This window comes from Pseudomonadota bacterium (genome assembly GCA_039815145.1).
Classification (GTDB): Bacteria; Pseudomonadota; Gammaproteobacteria; order Steroidobacterales; family JBCBZW01; genus JBCBZW01.
In genome coordinates, this window is record JBCBZW010000048.1 from 1 (window position 1) to 16,001 (window position 16,001).

General features: G+C 65.1%; 16 protein-coding genes and 1 tRNA gene. 9 read left to right on the forward strand and 8 right to left on the reverse strand.

The genetic code is table 11. From position 1 onward, the window contains the following. Positions 1-494 (reverse strand): aminotransferase class I/II-fold pyridoxal phosphate-dependent enzyme (locus tag AAF184_13265; protein ID MEO0423306.1); only part of this gene is annotated, 494 nt, incomplete at its 3' end. Positions 495-530: 36 nt separating this feature from the next. Here AAF184_13265 and uvrB point away from each other — a divergent pair. From uvrB to AAF184_13295, 6 genes are all read left to right on the forward strand, one after another. Further along, complete coding sequence (uvrB, locus tag AAF184_13270) at positions 531-2,654, forward strand: excinuclease ABC subunit UvrB (GenBank protein ID MEO0423307.1); 2,124 nt, start codon at positions 531-533, stop codon at positions 2,652-2,654. Between the two features lie 288 nt (positions 2,655-2,942). After that, the gene (locus AAF184_13275) at positions 2,943-4,730 is read left to right on the forward strand and encodes a PQQ-dependent methanol/ethanol family dehydrogenase (GenBank protein ID MEO0423308.1); all 1,788 of its coding nucleotides are present in this window, start codon (positions 2,943-2,945) and stop codon (positions 4,728-4,730) included. A 126-nt stretch (positions 4,731-4,856) separates the two neighbouring features. Further along, positions 4,857-5,291 (forward strand): cytochrome c-550 PedF, encoded by a 435-nt coding sequence (gene pedF / locus AAF184_13280; GenBank protein MEO0423309.1) that lies wholly within the window; start codon positions 4,857-4,859, stop codon positions 5,289-5,291. A 6-nt stretch (positions 5,292-5,297) separates the two neighbouring features. Further along, complete coding sequence (locus tag AAF184_13285) at positions 5,298-6,161, forward strand: transporter substrate-binding domain-containing protein (protein MEO0423310.1); 864 nt, start codon at positions 5,298-5,300, stop codon at positions 6,159-6,161. A gap of 33 nt (positions 6,162-6,194) precedes the next feature. Then, a complete protein-coding gene (locus AAF184_13290; GenBank protein ID MEO0423311.1) occupies positions 6,195-6,986 on the forward strand; it encodes a quinoprotein dehydrogenase-associated SoxYZ-like carrier in 792 nt (263 codons plus the stop codon). Beyond that, positions 6,986-7,963, forward strand: a complete 978-nt coding sequence (locus tag AAF184_13295) for a quinoprotein relay system zinc metallohydrolase 1 (GenBank protein MEO0423312.1) — start codon at positions 6,986-6,988, stop codon at positions 7,961-7,963. The genes AAF184_13290 and AAF184_13295 overlap by 1 nt, the downstream gene beginning before the upstream one ends. Here the strand turns inward: AAF184_13295 and AAF184_13300 are convergent. The 4 genes from AAF184_13300 to AAF184_13315 are packed head-to-tail and all read right to left on the reverse strand — an operon-like array spanning position 7,954 to position 10,508. Beyond that, positions 7,954-8,676 (reverse strand): hypothetical protein, encoded by a 723-nt coding sequence (locus AAF184_13300; protein ID MEO0423313.1) that lies wholly within the window; start codon positions 8,674-8,676, stop codon positions 7,954-7,956. The genes AAF184_13295 and AAF184_13300 overlap by 10 nt on opposite strands. After that, a complete protein-coding gene (locus AAF184_13305; GenBank protein ID MEO0423314.1) occupies positions 8,673-9,185 on the reverse strand; it encodes a hypothetical protein in 513 nt (170 codons plus the stop codon). Before AAF184_13305 ends, AAF184_13300 begins: the two co-directional genes overlap by 4 nt. Continuing rightward, positions 9,185-9,793: a hypothetical protein gene (locus AAF184_13310; protein MEO0423315.1), complete on the reverse strand. Its 609-nt coding sequence runs from the start codon at positions 9,791-9,793 to the stop codon at positions 9,185-9,187. The genes AAF184_13305 and AAF184_13310 overlap by 1 nt, the downstream gene beginning before the upstream one ends. Further along, a complete protein-coding gene (locus tag AAF184_13315; protein MEO0423316.1) occupies positions 9,762-10,508 on the reverse strand; it encodes a MotA/TolQ/ExbB proton channel family protein in 747 nt (248 codons plus the stop codon). Before AAF184_13315 ends, AAF184_13310 begins: the two co-directional genes overlap by 32 nt. 152 nt (positions 10,509-10,660) lie before the next feature. Between AAF184_13315 and AAF184_13320 the strand changes: the two genes are divergently transcribed. Further along, a complete protein-coding gene (locus AAF184_13320) occupies positions 10,661-11,188 on the forward strand; it encodes a hypothetical protein (GenBank protein ID MEO0423317.1) in 528 nt (175 codons plus the stop codon). Between the two features lie 282 nt (positions 11,189-11,470). Here the strand turns inward: AAF184_13320 and AAF184_13325 are convergent. Continuing rightward, positions 11,471-11,545: transfer RNA gene (locus tag AAF184_13325), tRNA-Val, on the reverse strand. A 106-nt stretch (positions 11,546-11,651) separates the two neighbouring features. On the opposite strand from AAF184_13325, the gene AAF184_13330 reads away from it, so the two are divergent. Next, a complete protein-coding gene (locus AAF184_13330) occupies positions 11,652-11,870 on the forward strand; it encodes a hypothetical protein (protein ID MEO0423318.1) in 219 nt (72 codons plus the stop codon). An 8-nt stretch (positions 11,871-11,878) separates the two neighbouring features. Here the strand turns inward: AAF184_13330 and AAF184_13335 are convergent, their stop codons facing one another. Beyond that, positions 11,879-12,286, reverse strand: coding sequence for a hypothetical protein (locus AAF184_13335; protein MEO0423319.1), 408 nt, complete (start codon positions 12,284-12,286; stop codon positions 11,879-11,881). Between the two features lie 346 nt (positions 12,287-12,632). Here AAF184_13335 and AAF184_13340 point away from each other — a divergent pair, with 346 nt between their 5' ends. Then, positions 12,633-13,130: a hypothetical protein gene (locus tag AAF184_13340; protein ID MEO0423320.1), complete on the forward strand. Its 498-nt coding sequence runs from the start codon at positions 12,633-12,635 to the stop codon at positions 13,128-13,130. A 52-nt stretch (positions 13,131-13,182) separates the two neighbouring features. Here the strand turns inward: AAF184_13340 and AAF184_13345 are convergent, their stop codons facing one another. Then, the gene (locus AAF184_13345) at positions 13,183-15,870 is read right to left on the reverse strand and encodes a serine/threonine-protein kinase (protein MEO0423321.1); all 2,688 of its coding nucleotides are present in this window, start codon (positions 15,868-15,870) and stop codon (positions 13,183-13,185) included. Positions 15,871-16,001 lie beyond the last annotated feature (131 nt).

Here is a 16,001-nt window from a genome sequence, read left to right on the forward strand (position 1 = left end):
CGGGGCGTGATGGCGCGCTGGAGTTGTGCGGGTGTGATGCGAAAGCCCAACTCAGGTCCCGCCGGGATGATCACCGGCTCGGCGTCTGCCAGGAGCGCCATGTCGGGGTAGGACACCCAGTAGGGCGCCGGGATGACCACCTCGTCGCCGGGATCGAGGAGCGCCTGGAAGCAGTTGTAGATCGCCTGCTTGCCGCCGCCGCTCACAGCAATCTCGTCGCGCGAATACTCGAGCGCATTCTCGCGGGCGAATTTGGCGATGACGGCGTCCTTCAGGGCCCGCGTGCCGTCGACGGCGGTGTACTTGGTCTCGCCGCGGGCGATCGCCTGCACCGCTGCTTCCTTGATGTGGGCCGGGGTGTCAAAATCGGGTTCTCCCGCGCCCAGACCGATTACGTCGCGGCCCTCGGCCCGCATGGCGGCCGCCTTGGCCGTGACCACGACCGTCTGCGACGGCTTCGCCCGCGCGACACGCGCCGACAGCTCGATTCCCATGTGGCGATCCCCGTGTTCGCTGCCCAGAGAGACCCGATGGTAGAGCAAGTACGAGACGACCCCAACGAACGCGCGCACGGCGTGGCGACGGATGATCAGCGCCACCAGCATCTGGACGTGGCGGTGGCGCCCTATCGGTTGACGGGCAAGCGCTTCGACCTCGCCGCCACCTACGAGCCCGCGGGCGACCAGCCGGCGGCCATCGCCGAACTCGTGGAGGGGGTGGACGCAGGCCTCGCCCGCCAGACCCTGCTCGGTGTGACGGGCTCCGGTAAGACCTTTACCGTGGCCAACGTGGTGCACGCCGTGCAGCGACCGACCCTGATCCTGGCCCACAACAAGACCCTCGCGGCCCAGCTCTACGGGGAGATGCGCGACTTCTTTCCCAATAACGCCGTTGAGTACTTCGTCTCGTACTACGACTACTACCAGCCCGAGGCCTACGTGCCCGCCTCGGACACGTACATCGAGAAGGACGCCTCGATCAACCAGCACATCGAGCAGATGCGCCTGTCCGCGACCAAGGCTCTGCTCGAGCGACCGGATGCCATCATCGTCGCCACCGTGTCGGCCATCTACGGCCTGGGCGACCCCGGCCTGTACCTCGGCATGGTGCTGCACCTGGTGCGCGGCGACACCATCGACCAGCGCGAGCTCCTGCGCCGACTGGCGGAGATGCAGTACACGCGCAACGAGGTGGAGCTGCGCCAAGGCACCTACCGCGTGCGCGGCGACGTGATCGACGTATTTCCCGCCGAGTCCGAGATGCAGGCCGTGCGCATCGAGCTCTTCGACGACGAGATCGACTCGCTCGCCTTCTTCGATCCGCTGACGGGCGAAGTGTTGCGTAAGGTGCCGCGGCTCACGATCTACCCCAAAACCCACTACGTGACTCCGCGGGACGTGCTGCTGGAGGCGGTGGATAAGATCAAGGTGGAGCTGCGCGAGCGCTTGAACCAGCTCTACGATGCCAACAAATTGGTCGAGGCCCAGCGCCTCGAACAGCGCACGATGTTCGACATCGAGATGATCAACGAACTCGGCTATTGCTCGGGCATCGAGAACTACTCACGCTACCTCTCGGGACGCGAGGCGGGCCAGGCGCCGCCGACCCTGTTCGATTATCTGCCGGCCGACGCTTTGCTGATCGTGGACGAATCCCACGTGACCATCCCGCAGTTGGGCGCGATGTTTCGTGGCGACCGCTCGCGCAAGGAAACTCTCGTCGAATTCGGCTTCCGCTTGCCCTCGGCCCTCGACAATCGTCCGCTGCGCTTCGACGAGTGGGAGCAGCTGGCCCCGCAGATGCTGTTCATCTCCGCCACGCCGGGGCCCTACGAGAAGGCCAATGCGGATCAGACCGTCGAGCAGGTCGTGCGCCCGACCGGGCTGATCGATCCCGTCATCGAGGTGCGGCCCGTGGCGAGCCAGGTCGACGACGCGCTGTCGGAGATCAACCTGCGCGCCGCCGTGGACCAACGCGTGCTCATCACCACGCTCACCAAGCGCATGGCCGAGGACCTCACCGAGTACCTCAGCGAGCACGGCGTGCGCGTGCGCTACCTGCACTCCGATATCGACACGGTGGAGCGCACAGAGATCATTCGCGATCTGCGCCTGGGCAAGTTCGACGTGCTCGTGGGCATCAACCTGCTGCGCGAGGGGCTGGATATGCCCGAGGTGTCGCTGGTGACGATCCTCGACGCGGACAAGGAGGGGTTTCTGCGCTCGGAGGGATCGCTGATTCAGACCATCGGGCGTGCCGCGCGTCACGTCGACGGCAAGGCCATCCTCTACGCGGACAAGGTGACCGGCTCCATGGCCCGGGCGATCGAGGAGACCGAGCGGCGCCGCGAGAAGCAGCTCGAATTCAATAAGGAGCACGGCATCACGCCCCAGACCGTGCGCAAGGCGGTCGCCGACATCATGGAGGGGGCCTATCCCGGCGGCGGCGGACGGGGCCGGGATCGCAAGCGCGGTGCGAAGGACGCCAACGACAAGTACGCCAAGATGGCACCGGAGCAGCTCGCCAAGGAAATCGACAAGCTCGAGAAGCAGATGCTCAAGCACGCCCGCGAACTCGAGTTCGAGGAAGCGGCCAAGCTTCGCGATCAGATCGACAGGATCACCAAATCCGGACTGGGGCTCCAGTCGGGATAGCGCCACCGCACTCGGCCGTCCCAAGCCGCCGGTTACACCGCAAACCACCCGCTCGTTTGTGCGAGGCGTTTCTTTGGAACTCGACGCGGACTCGCGTACCATCCTGAGCGCGCCACTGATTTTTGGACGAAAGCCCTAATTCGCGATCGCTCGACCGTGAATTTCGGCCCCAAGGATCGAGATTCGTACGGGTTTGTACGTATGTGGAATCCGGCTTTCCGTGCTGATGGAGTCGGAGCTGGCCGCAATATCATCGGCGACGCACAACCATCCATGTGGGGAGAGATCATGGGATCAAGACAACACGATGCAACGGTGCGGGGTGGGATTAGCCTGCTCGCCGCCAGCATCATCGCCTGCACCGCGCAAGCTGCGGCACCTGTTACCGACTCGGCCATCGTCAACGATGCTGCAACGACGGGTGACGTCGTCAGCTACGGCATGGGCACGAAAGGGCAGCGCTTCAGCCCGCTCACGCAGATTAACTCCAACAACGTTGACGGCATGGTGCCGGCTTGGGCCTTCTCGTTCGGCGGCGAAAAGCAGCGTGGTCAGGAGTCTCAGCCTCTCGTCCACGACGGTAAGATCTTCGTCACGGGCTCGTACTCGCGCCTGTACGCAATCGATGCCCGCACCGGTGAGGAGCTGTGGCAGTACGAACACCGCCTGCCGGACGGCATCCTGCCGTGTTGTGACGTGGTCAACCGCGGTGCCGCGCTCTACGACGACCTGGTGATCTTCGGCACCCTGGACGCGCAGATCGTCGCCCTGAACCAAGACACCGGCAAGGTGGTTTGGAAGGAACGTATCGACGACTACAAGGCCGGCTACTCGCAGACGGCAGCCCCGCTGATCGTGAAGGGCATGGTCATCACCGGCGTGTCCGGCGGTGAGTTCGGCATCGTCGGCCGCGTGGAAGCGCGCGACGCGAAGACCGGCAAGATGGTCTGGACCCGCCCCACCGTCGAAGGCCACATGGGCTACATGAACGGTGAGGAGAACGGCATCAGCGGCGGCGCGGCCAACAAGACCTGGCCCGGCGACCTTTGGAAGACCGGTGGCGCAGCCACCTGGGCCGGCGGTACCTACGACCCCGACGTCGATCTGATTTTCTACGGCACCGGTAACCCGGCCCCGTGGAACGCGCACCTGCGCCCGGGCGACAACCTGTTCTCCACCTCCACGGTGGCGATCGATCCGGACGACGGCAAGATCAAGTGGCACTACCAGTTCACGCCGAACGACGGCTGGGACTACGACGGTGTGAACGAGACCGTGGCCTTCGACTACAAGAAACGTCGCAAGACCATCAAGGCTGCTGGTCACGCCGATCGCAACGGCTTCTTCTACGTCCTCAACCGCAAGAACGGCAAGCTGCTGAACGCGTTCCCGTTCGTCGATCGTATCGACTGGGCCGAAGGCATCGACCTGAAGACCGGCCGTCCGATTGAAACCGGTCGTCGCCCTGGCGATCCCGCTGACAGCGTCGACGGCAAGAAGGGTGAGGACGTCTTCGTGGCACCTTCCTTCCTCGGCGGCAAGAACTGGATGCCGATGGCTTACAGCCCCGACACCGGTTACTTCTACGTACCCGCCAACGAGTGGGGCATGGACCTGTGGAACGAGCCCGTCGCCTACAAGCGCGGCGCTGCGTACCTCGGTGCAGGCTTTACCATCAAGCCCGTCTTCGACGACTACATCGGCGCCCTGCGTGCCTTCGATCCGAAGACCGGCGAGAAGGTGTGGGAAGTGAAGAACCAGGCGCCCCTGTGGGGCGGCGTGATGGCCACCGCAGGTAACCTCGTCTTCACGGGCACGCCTGAGGGTTACCTGAAGGCCTTCGATGCCAAGACGGGCGAGGAACTGTGGAAGTTCCAGACCGGTTCTGGCGTGGTCGGCTCGCCGATCACCTGGGAGATGGACGGTGACCAGTACGTGGCCGTGGCCTCGGGCTGGGGCGGTGCCGTGCCCCTGTGGGGCGGCGATGTGGCGAAGACGGTCAAGTACCTGAACCAGGGCGGTAGCCTGTGGGTGTTCAAGCTGCCGTCCAGCGTCCGCGCGGCTAGCACCAACTAAGTGAACCACTGTGAGCGTCACCGGGAGGGGGAACCTCCCGGTGCGCTCACGGCCCAACAACCGTAGACCAAGACTCGTAGGCGCTGGGTGACACCCGTGGTGGCACCTTGGGCAAGGAAGAGGACGATGAGCATCAAGAACCGCAAAGCTGCAGCACTGGCTGCTGGTGCATTGACCGGCGCGCTGGCGTCCGTCGTGGCCTTCGGGCACGGCGACGTGACTCCGCAGCCGATCGACACCACCCACTTGCCCCAGTTGGGCGAGGAGTGGCTGGAACTGAATCCCTTCGAGGGCAATGCCGATGCGATCGAACTGGGTTCGTCGGCCTACAATCAGAACTGTGCTCGCTGCCACGGCCTCGGGGCCGTCAGCGGTGGCATCGCGCCGGACTTGCGCGAATTGCCGTCGGACGCCGAGGGCGATGAGTGGTTCATCTACCGTGCGCGCAACGGCGCCATCCGCAACGGCATCACTTACATGCCGAAGTTCGAGGGCATATTGAGTCAAGAGGCGCTGTGGTCGATTCGCGCCTGGCTCGTGACCAAAGCCGTGGAGAGTTGACGGTTGATGCGTCTTAGTGTGGCTCTGCAGACCCTGGCCTTCGCCGGGGTTTGCGCATTCTGGGGGACGGTCGGTGTGGCCCAGGAGGTCCCGGCGACGCAACGTCCTGGCGAGCTTTCCGTGGCCGTGTACGCCGATTACCCGCCGTTCTCCTCGCGCAGCCCCGAGGGGCGCCTCGTCGGCATCGACGTGGATATCGCCCACGCCCTGGCGGAAGCTTTGGGGCTACGTCTTTCCCTTCGTGAGCAGGGCGCCGACGAATCCGTCGAGGACGACCTGCGCAACGCGGTGTGGAAGGGACACTACCTGGGCGGCGGTACGGCGGACGTGATGTTGCACGTGCCGATCGATCCGGTGTTCGCGGCGCGTAACGATCAGGTGGCCTTCGTGGCGCCTTACTATCGCGAGCACGTCCTGATGGCTTTTCGGGAAGACAAGGTCGCAGAGGGCGAGGTGACCCCCGGCAGCATGGTGTCGCTCACCGTCGGCGTGGAGATCGACACGTTGGCCGATACGTTCCTGTTGAGCGCCATGGGCGGTCGACTGCGGGAGAACGTGCGTCACTACGCAACGATGCCCCTGGCCGTGGAGGCACTGCTCGCGGGCGAAGTGGATGCGGTGGTTGGCAACTCGGTGGAAGTGCAGTCGTTCGCCGGGCAGGCGCCGGGCATTGCCCTGAGTCGTGTGGCATTGCCTGGGTTGCGCACCACTCAGTGGGATCTCGGTGCTGCCGTCAAGGCGCAGGCCGGTGATGACCTCGGCGCCCGCCTGAACGAGGCGATGGTCGACTTGCAGCAATCTGGTCAGCTCGATCTGATCTTCCGGCGCCACGGCGCGGATCGTGTCGCCGCCGGGATCAGCCCGCGCTAGCGACGGGCGAGCGGACGCGTCTTTGGAGTTTTGATGAACACATCACGCCTGTATCGCTTGCCCCTGGCGGGACTGCTCTTGTCAGCGGGTGCCCTCGCGCTGGCGGACGCAACCCACCAATCCACGCCGGTCGATCCGTTGGGGTCGCCCATGTGGAACACGATGCACGACCGGGTGCTCGACGGCTTGCCCTACGTATTCGACGAACGGGTGGAAGTGCTGGCACCGCCCGCGGCTGAGAACCCTGCCAACGTGCCGGTGATGGTCCGCGTCGACGGGCTGCCCAACGTCCAGCGAATGGTTGTGTTCACCGACCTCAACCCGATCCAGAAGGTGCTCGAGTACATCCCCGAGCGCCTCAGCGCGTCGATCGGCCTGCGCCTGAAGTTGGAGCAAGCGAGCCCCGTTCGCGCGGCCGTGTTGACCGACGAGGGGATCTGGCACGTCGGCGGCATGTGGGTGGACGCCGCCGGAGGCGGGTGCACCGCGCCGAGCAACGGTCGCGCGCAAGGCAATTGGGCCGAGACCCTGGGGCAGATCAGCTATCGCACCTGGGCCGATGAGGATCGCTTGCGCCGCCTGCGCGTGCGTGTGATGCATCCTATGGACACGGGGCTCGCTCCGGGTATCCCCGCCTTCTACATCGAGCGCCTGGAACTGCATGACGAGGAGGGTGAGCTGCTAGGCCGCCTGTTGACCTACGAGCCGATCAGCGAGAACCCCTTCTTCACCTTGGATTTCGGTCAGGGTCAGGAGGCCGTCAAGGCGGTCCGCCTCAGTGGCCGGGACATCAACGGCAACCGCTTCGAGCAACGGATCGAGTAGTGGGCGAGCGAGCGCAGAACTGGTTGGGTCTCGGACTCGCGTTAGTGGTGGCGTGCGCCGCCCAAGCGCAGCAGGCCGACGACCGCTACGCCTACACACTCGATGCCACGCAGATTGCGGACGGCACCTGGTGGGTAGCCGGCGAGATCGAGCACTTCACGATGGCCAACGGTGGCCGCATCGCCAACCTCGGGTTCATCAGCACGAGTGTGGGCACCGTGGTGATCGACACGGGCACCTCGCTGGCCCACGGCAAGGCCCTGCGGGCGCTCATCGAGCAGACGGTGGATTCACCGATCGTGCGCGTGTTCAACACCCATCAACATCCCGACCACGTGCTCGGTAACGGTGCCTTCGCGGACGTGCCCATCGAGGCTCTGGCCGCGACCCGAGATGGCCTGCGTGAGAACGGCGGTGCGCTCCTCGACAACGTGTATCGCATGTTGGGCCCGTGGATGCGGGGCACGGAGCTGCAGCTGCCGACGGCGGAGGCGACCCCCCGCACGATGACGCTCGGCGATCACGAGCTGGAGATCCTCGCCTTCGATGGCCATACGGACGGCGACCTCGTGATCTACGACCGCACCACAGGCGTGCTGTTCTGTGGCGATCTCTGCTTCCACCAACGGGCGCCGACCACACCGGATGCGGACATCGACCGTTGGTTGGCGACGCTGCGAGCCCTGGACGCCCTTGGCGCGAAGCAGATCGTCCCCGGCCACGGCCCCATCATCGGCGCCGAGGACTCCGCCCTACGCCTGAACGCCGACTACCTCGAGTGGTTGGACGGGCTCGTACGGGCGGCGGTGGAGGAGGGGCGCTTGATGCCCGAGTTGATGGAGCAGCCGCTGCCGGCGCGCTTCGGTCCCATCTCCTCGCCGCGCGCCGAGTACGCGCGATCGATCATGCACCTCTACCCGCTGTACGAGGCCGCACTGTTTGGTCCCGCCGAAGGGGGCGATGGGGGTCAGCGGTAGTCGACCAGTTCGTACTGGATCGAGCCACCCTCGAAGAGATCCGCCTCCAGCGGTTCCTCACGCAGGAGTTTCACCAAGCCCACGCCCGGTGCGTACCACTCGGTCTGCGTGATCGGCACGGTGATGAAGCCCTGGCGCGCATCGCCGTAGAGCTCGAGGGAACCTTCCCCCACCACCCGCACGCAGTTCTCGAAACGTCCCGCCGGGGTGGTGATGATGTCGTCGGTGGCCTCGATGATCATCGTGAGGGAGATCGAGAACTGCACCGATAGATCCGCACCCAAGGGCACCGTTCGGCGCAGGGCGTAGGGGTGGGTCGACAGCTGCCAGGTACTGCCCAAGGTCGGCGGCAACGGCAGCACCTGGCGCGCGGGCACGTCGCGCTGGGCCTCGAGTTCGGTGGCGTTGCGAAGGGCGATTCGCTCGATGCTGGCGTCGCTGCGGGTGAAGTGGTACTCGTTGCCGAGCACATCGAAGCGCCGGTACACCCGACCCGGCACCCCTTGCACTTTGATCGGCTTGAGCGTGCGAACCTCATGCAGCGGCAACCCGGCGGGCGGCGTGGGAGCGCCCTTCACGTCCACCCGGTAGGTCCATTCGTGTCCCGGTTGCAGGGGGAAGAAGTCGCTGGGATCAGCGGATCGCGTACACCCGTTGAGGCCAACGAATACCAGGGCAACGATGCCGAATCGACGAAGGAGGGCGTTGCTCATTTCTCTGGCAACGCCGGGTCTGGCACGTCGTAGAACTCGATGAGCTGCTGGTCTGGCGCCAAGCGCACGGCGCCGACGTTCGTGCGCCGACCGTCCTCGATAATCCGCCGACCCATCTGCAGTCGGCCCTGACCCATACGTCGCTCGGCCGCCTCGATCGACTGATGCAGCTCGGTGTTGTAGGGCAGCTCGTAGGCGCGCGGGTGCACCGCAGGACCATCGTCGGTGACGGTCACCACCCACAGGTCGATACCTCCCTGCGTGTTGGTCTTCTCGTCAGGCTCGCGCACCCAGGAGCTTAGGAGCAGAAACTGCTCGGGCAGCACCTGCGGGGCCGGCCAACCGCTCACCTGGCGCCAGCCGTGGTAGCTCGCGACGCAGAAGACGAAGAGCAGTGCCGACACGGCGACCTTCATCCACATGGCCTGTTGGCCACGGACCCAGATGCTGATCAGGATGGCGAGGGTGACCGCGTAGGCGAGCGCCAGGGTGACGGTGAGGCCGCTCATCATAGGGTGTCCACGGAGACCAGCGCCTTCGCCAGGGTGTTGATGTTGCTCACCTCGCCCTCACTATCGAGGGTGAAGCGCACGGCGGTGCGTTCCTCCCCCTTGTCCCTCAGCGTGACCTCCTCGTAGTAGAGGATCTCCAGCACGGGATTGACCCGTGCCACCCTTACGTTCACATCCACAGGGTTACCAGTCTCCGAATCGTAGTAGTGCAGGTTGACCACGTACTCGCCTTGCGTCCACCCGCGCAGGGTCACCACCTCTTGGTTAAGAGGGTTGATCACTTCACGACCGTCCACGAGCATCTGGTCATTGCTGATACCGCGGTCGTCGCGGTCGAGGTGCATGAAACCTGCGGAGGGGTTGTTGAACCAGATGACGTTGCCAGTCGGATCCTCGACCCACATGTCCACGTCGTCCGGGAGGTTGTCGCCCCAGGTCGCCGAGATCAGGTACTCCGCCTTGATGTCGATGCGGCCTTGCTCGGTGGGTGGGTGCAGAAAGATCAGCGCCACGATGAACAGAAAGGTGAACGCCAGGAGGGCGTTGAACAGGAGATCCGTGAAGGGATCCTGCTCAGCCGGCAGAGGACGCAGGCGCTGACGCACGAGCGGCGAACCCCTCTTTCAAATCGCGCTCGGCGAAGAACACGGTGTCCGCCACCAGGCGCCGGGCGCCGAAATCGAGCCACAGGTACTGCACGCTCAGGACAGCGCTCACCACGAGCCCCACAAGCGTGGTATTCAAGGCGACCCCCATGCCCTGGGTCATCTCCGAGAGCAGCGACTGCACGGTGGAGAATTCGATGGAGTCGATCACGACCGCACTGCGAAGCATCAGGATGAAGCCGATCACCGTGCCAAGTAGTCCGAGGCGGATGCTGAGGTTGGTGAGGAACCAGCCGAACTCGTAGGGCGCATGCACGCGGTCGTTGAAGACGTCCGTGAGGTTCTGCGAAGACTCATCAGCGCCGCGCCCGGCGGCGGTGGCGACCGCGCCCAGGTAGGCGTGCACCAAGGAGGTCGACGCCGCGCGCGGAGTGCCCAAGGCGAGTAGGGGCGCGAGGTCGCCGTCGCGTTCGTAGCGTCGCGCCAAGGCATCGATGGCGTCGAGTTCTCGTGAGAGGGTGAGGGCGCGCCACGCGCCGTGCAGCAGTCCACCCAGCAACAGGAGCAGAATAAGGATGCTCAGGCGCGTGATATCCCCCTGCACCAAACGGCCCAGGAGGCCCAGTTCGGCGGCCAGGTAGGTGCCGAAGGCGACGAGGGCGGCGAAGACCAACCACTGGGTGAAGAGAAGGCCCTGGGGCCAACGGGCGGACATCGATCGTTAGTCTATGAGGGTGCGTTCACGAGGCATGCAGTCGAGACTATCAGTGGAGACTCGAGCGGGTAAACTCGTGGCATGGGGTGCGCTTTCGAGGCTTGCGGATAATCCGCGGCCGAGTCGACATGTCGCCCGAAGGGGGAATCGCGATGCGCTTGCTTGGATGGTTTGCCGTGATGGTGCTGGCGGGGTGTTCGGGTGCCACGCTGGCGGAGCAGCACGCTGCGGATCCGATCTACCAGCGTTCCGTGATGGCCGACCAGGCCACCGCGTACGACGCGGTGTACCACTCGCTCGAGGAGAGCCGCTTTTGGGTCATTGCCGAACCGAACATCGGTAAATCCCTGGCGAGAAACGCCGAGCGCTGGGGAGAGAACTTCAACCGCAACGGTTACGAGGCCGTTCGCAGTCTTGTGTTCTGCAGTCCCTGGTACGCGAACGAGCTCAGCAATCTCGATCCACGGGCCCTCGCGATGTGCCCCTTCAGCGCCACGATGCTGTATCGAGACGGCGAAGCGACCGTGCTGTTCGAGCGGCCTACGACGGTGGTGAATGAGGGACCGGCCAAGGAGTTGGTGGCGCGCCTCGAAGCGGCGGTCGTGGAGGCGCTGGATCGGGCGATCGCTGAGTTGGCGGATGACGGCGCGCAGGGCGGGGCCGAGTCGGCGGACGACTAGGGCATCGATTAGGTTCGATCGTGCCCGGGTGCGCTGAGCATCCTCGCATAGCTCAGGCGGATAGCGTGTTGCCGTCGCCTTGCGTCGGATGTCTGGCGCGCTTACGGGAGGCTGCGACGCCGATCGGTACCGGGTTGCCGCATTGGGTGCTGGTCGCCCGAATTCGAGCGTCCTGTGCCTGTGGTGGGGCCGGCTCGCGCGGCGAGAGCACGTTCGATCGCCGGACGCGATTCTCGTGCGTGCCAAGGGGGGGGACAGGGGTGCCGAAGGCGGGGGAGAGGATGGTAGGCGCGGCTGGGATCGAACCAGCGACCACCACCATGTCAAGGTGGTGCTCTACCGCTGAGCTACGCGCCTTCCGAAGAGCCGCAAAGTGTATCCACATGGACCCGAGCAGGCAAGCCACTGACCTCGGGCCTCTGCACTGGATCACGCTTGGGGTTGGAAGGTCCCGTCCGTGCGCGTGAGTCTGCACGGAGGCCCCTTCGACGGGCGCACCTTCGAGCGCCGGGACTGCCGCGTCGGGCTTCTGCTTCTGGTCACTGGCGTGTCGGCCCGAGGGTTAGACCACCAGCTCTACCGCGTGCGTGCCCAGTCCGGCGACCGTTTCGCTGCGAGCGTCGAGCCGGACGGGGACGGCGACGGCGAGTGCCACCGCGTCCTGCTGCCGGGCACGGTCTGAGCCCAGGCTCACTCGTATTTGCAGGTGACCTCATCGACGGTCCAGAAGCGCGCCACGCTGGCGCTAAGGCGCAGCAGGTACTCGTTCTGCACGGCCAAGGCCTCGCGCTCGCGTGCGCTGGCGTCGGTGCAGGAGTGGGAGTCGTAGCGGCCGCTGTGGTGCTGCAGGTAGTGCACGAGCTCGTGCACGTAAAGGGAGCTCACCTCCGGCCCCTGCTGGTCTCGGAACCGCTCGTCGATGTAGATGACGTCCTCGTCGTTGTACCAACCCACGGCGCGGCATTCCCGCCCGTTGCACACGTGCTCGACGAAGAACTCGTGGCTGCGCCAGACGATCTCCGGGGGCGCCTCGGGGGCGGGGTAGCCGGAGAGGGTGGACGCCCAGCTCATGAGTGTTGCCAACAGTTCCTTTTCCAAGCCGCTCTCCTCGACTGATCCGAGTGAGCCCGCCCGGATCTCAGATGACCCGTGCTTGGGCGCCGGGCGCTGGGGAGATCCCAACGCGCCTCAAGAACACAGTTCGTTCCAACGACCGCTTTGGAGTTTCATCGGATCGAGAGGGTTCACTGAGTTCTTCGCGGCGTTGGCCGAGTGGGCGCCATGATGATGCCTGTGGCAGCGTCGACGAGCCGGGTCGCTGCAGCCGATTTCCGAGCACCCAATCGCCGCGAGTGGTGGGGATCGTCGCCCAACGGTCAGGCGGATGAAAGTATACTGCCCCGATCGTCGCTAATAAGCCCGTACAGCAAAGGAGGGCGACCCCATGCTGCACCGTTTGATAGCGGCGTTATTGCGGCTACTGCGTGCAGTGGTCGGAGGCGGCAACAAGGAGGCCGGCCAGATGAAAGACCGTTGTGCTGGCGGCGGATCCGACGGCGATGGGAAGCCCCCTGGCGACACCGGGGACGATGACAACTACCCACCGCCGCCGACCCATGATGACGGCAAGGGCCCGAAGGAAGACATCACCTATCGGGATCAGGTCGTCGAAGTGAACATAAAGTCTGATTTCGAAGGAGAGATCACAATGAACGAAGCCACCAAGAAGGCAGTGGATGACCTCAAGGCGGCCTGCGATGCGTTCCTGGGGGATCCGTCAAAGTCCGAAGCGCTGAAGTCGGCAATGGCGGCGGTCAGCAAGACCGAGGAGGTGGGCGGCAGCACCAGCGGCGGCGATGCGCCCGGGACCAACAGCCCTGGCGGTGGGGGTGGTCTGCCTCCCTTCGTTACCGTGAATGTGAACGTGACGAAACCGGACTAAGCGCACTTCGGTGCGCTGAGGGCGTCGCGGCAGGCGCCCTCAGCTACTCGAACTAAAGCGAAGCTATCGCCTCCAGGACTTCTAGCAGTCTTGGGTGGCCGTCGGGCACAACGGCCTGCCGTATCTGCAACGCTTCCTCCAAGTACCGACGGGCTTCGGCGGTTTGCCCTAGGTCGCGAAGCACCTTCCCGTATCCGAGCAGCGTGCTCGAGCGGAAAACAAGCTCCTCTGGAAGTACCGCCAGCGCCTGACCATATAGCGAATGGGCTTGCGCGAGATCTCCCCGAAGGTAAACAACGCTCGCCAAGCGTGTTAGGTGCATGCCTACGTTCGGATGGGTTGGTCCCAGAGCCTCACGGTCTATCTCCGTGGCTGAGCCGTAGGCGGCTTCTGCGTCTGCGAGGGCCCCCATCTGCACCAGGAGATCGCCCAGATTGAAGTAGGTCGCAGCCGTGAGTGTGTGGGTCTCACCGAAGGCCGTCTTACGAACGGCGAGCGCCTCCATGTACTGACCTCGTGCCTCCTCGTACTGTTCCAAGTCGGTGAGGGCCCGCGCGAGATCTGAGCGTGTACGCGCAACGAATTCGTGGCTTGGATCCAGTCGCTCGAGCTGGATGTCCAAGGCCTCTTGATGAAGTGCCTTAGCCTCAGCGGCCTTGCCGAGGGCACGCATCATGGCACCGCGCTGGTTGAGAAGGATGGCAACGTCGTGATGTCGGGTGCCAAATCGTTCCTTGTAGACAACTAGCGCGTCAGCGTTCGCCTGCACTGCTTCGTCCCAGCCGTCGAGGCGGAACATTAGTTCTGCGTAATTGCTTAGGGTGTCCGCGTACTCCAGGGTTTGCGTTCCCTCGGCAGATCGAAACAGCGCGAGCGACTCACCATAGCGGTCGCGCGCGGCAGAGATCTCGCCGATTTGTGCGAGGGTGAACGCAACCCCGCCTTCGATGGCGGCAAGCTCCAGTGCCTGGCCGCCAAGCGCGAGCGCCTCATCGCGAGCATCCTCGAATCGGAGCAGTGAGGGTTGGTAGCTCCCCGTCTCACGAAGGCCCTCTGCGAGCAGGCGATACACTTCAAGTAGCCCTGGATCTGGAGAGACGAGCAACTGCTCGCGTATGTGCATAGCATCCGAGGCAAGCTGAACTTGCTCCTGGTAGAGCCCCAGGGCCTGATATAGCTTACCTAGGGTGACCATCAGGCGCGCACGTACCTGAGGTGTTTGATCTAGTTCCTCGTAGAGGCGGGTGCGCGTATCGGCCAGCAGATCGCGTACGAGGATGCGATCACCTGCGCCAATTGTGGGATCCCAGGACTGGAAGATGTTCTCCAGGAACGCGGCGGTCTGGGTGGCCTTGGCACTCTCGGCTTGGGCCACCGTGTAGGCCTCGCGCACGCGTTCGGACTGAATCGTCGCGGTGACCGCCCAGCCACTCAACAACACGGCGAACATCGCCACCGCCGCGCTCGCCAGCGGATGGCGGCGCAGGAACTTCCAACTGTTGTACGCCATGCTCGGCGCGCGCGCAGCCACCGGCTTGCCGTCGAGGTAGGCCCGAAGATCGGCCGCGAAGGCCTCCATCGACAGGTAGCGGTCCTCGGTCTCGCGGGCCACGGCGCGCATGACGATGGCGTCGAGATCGCCCCGCAGCTCGCGCTCGCGCTGCTGCAGTTCCTTGCGGTAGGCACCGCCGTCCAGGGGCGCGTCGAGCACGGGGACGGCGGAGTTGTCGGGGAGGGTGTTGCCGTCGCTGCCCGACTGGCGGCTGTCCACGCGCAAGGCTTGGCTCGGGCGGGTGGCGCCGACCTCGCAGATCTCCCGCGCCAGCACGTAGAGATCGGCGCCTCGGCTGAAGGGCCGGCGGCCGGTGAGCAGTTCGTAGAGCACGATGCCGAGCTGGTAGACATCGGTCTGGATGGTGATGTCGCGACCGCGAATCTGCTCGGGCGCCGCGTACTCGATGGTCATCGGGCGCTCGTCCGAGCGCGTGACCGCGGCGGGGCGTGAGCTCGAGTCGCCGAGCAGCTTGGCGATGCCGAAGTCGAGCAGCTTCACGCGACCCTGGCCATCGACGAGTAGGTTCGAGGGCTTCACATCGCGGTGGATGATGAGCTTGCCGTGGGCGTACTGAAGGGCGCGGGCCACGTCGAGCACCAGGCGCACGCGCGACTCCACATCCAGGCGCTGCCAACGGCAGTACTCGGTGATCCGCCGGCCCTCGACGTACTCCATGATGAAGTAGGCGCGGCCCTCGTCCGTCTGGCCGGCGTCGTAGAGGGCGGCGATCGAGCGGTGGTCGAGGCTCGCGAGGACCTGTTGCTCGGTGCGGAAGCGCACCTGTTCGATGTCGTCGCTGACGGTGCTGCGCAGGAGCTTGACGGCGACGAACTGCTCGAAGGCACCGTCGGCGCGCTCGCCGAGGTACACCATGCCCATGCCGCCTTCGCCGAGCTTGCGCACGAGGCGGTAGTGGCCGACGACGCGGCCGGCCATGTTCTGCTTCTCGCGCTCGCGATCGGCGAGCACGCGCAAGGCGTCGTCCGCGACGCTCTCATCCAGGGGGGAGGTGGCCTCGTCGGCGTTGAGCATCAGCTCAACCTGCTCACGCAGGGCGATGTCCTCGCCGCAGGCCTCGTCCAGCACCTGCTGGCGCTCTTCGGCCGGGGCCGCCCACACGCGGTCGACCACCCTTTGGATGTCGTCCCAACGTTCGGGGGTGAGCTGGCGAATGGTGTCGCTCATGGTCCTCGGGTCCCGCGGCGGCGCGCGCAGCCGTCCTCCTGGAGATGATACACAGATGCGTCGGCGGCCCGACGCCCATGCTGCGCCTGCGATGCTACTATCCTTCGCCTGGGGGTCGAAACGTGGAGCAG

Coding starts and splice junctions, on each gene's coding strand:
- AAF184_13275 (MEO0423308.1), top strand. CDS start 2,943: ATGGGATCAAGACAACACGATGCAACGGTGCGGGGTGGGATTAGCCTG.
- AAF184_13300 (MEO0423313.1), bottom strand. CDS start 8,676: ATGAGCAACGCCCTCCTTCGTCGATTCGGCATCGTTGCCCTGGTATTC.
- AAF184_13345 (MEO0423321.1), bottom strand. CDS start 15,870: ATGAGCGACACCATTCGCCAGCTCACCCCCGAACGTTGGGACGACATC.
- AAF184_13340 (MEO0423320.1), top strand. CDS start 12,633: ATGCTGCACCGTTTGATAGCGGCGTTATTGCGGCTACTGCGTGCAGTG.
- AAF184_13315 (MEO0423316.1), bottom strand. CDS start 10,508: ATGTCCGCCCGTTGGCCCCAGGGCCTTCTCTTCACCCAGTGGTTGGTC.
- AAF184_13305 (MEO0423314.1), bottom strand. CDS start 9,185: ATGAGCGGCCTCACCGTCACCCTGGCGCTCGCCTACGCGGTCACCCTC.
- uvrB (MEO0423307.1), top strand. CDS start 531: ATGGTAGAGCAAGTACGAGACGACCCCAACGAACGCGCGCACGGCGTG.
- pedF (MEO0423309.1), top strand. CDS start 4,857: ATGAGCATCAAGAACCGCAAAGCTGCAGCACTGGCTGCTGGTGCATTG.
- AAF184_13320 (MEO0423317.1), top strand. CDS start 10,661: ATGCGCTTGCTTGGATGGTTTGCCGTGATGGTGCTGGCGGGGTGTTCG.
- AAF184_13285 (MEO0423310.1), top strand. CDS start 5,298: ATGCGTCTTAGTGTGGCTCTGCAGACCCTGGCCTTCGCCGGGGTTTGC.
- AAF184_13290 (MEO0423311.1), top strand. CDS start 6,195: ATGAACACATCACGCCTGTATCGCTTGCCCCTGGCGGGACTGCTCTTG.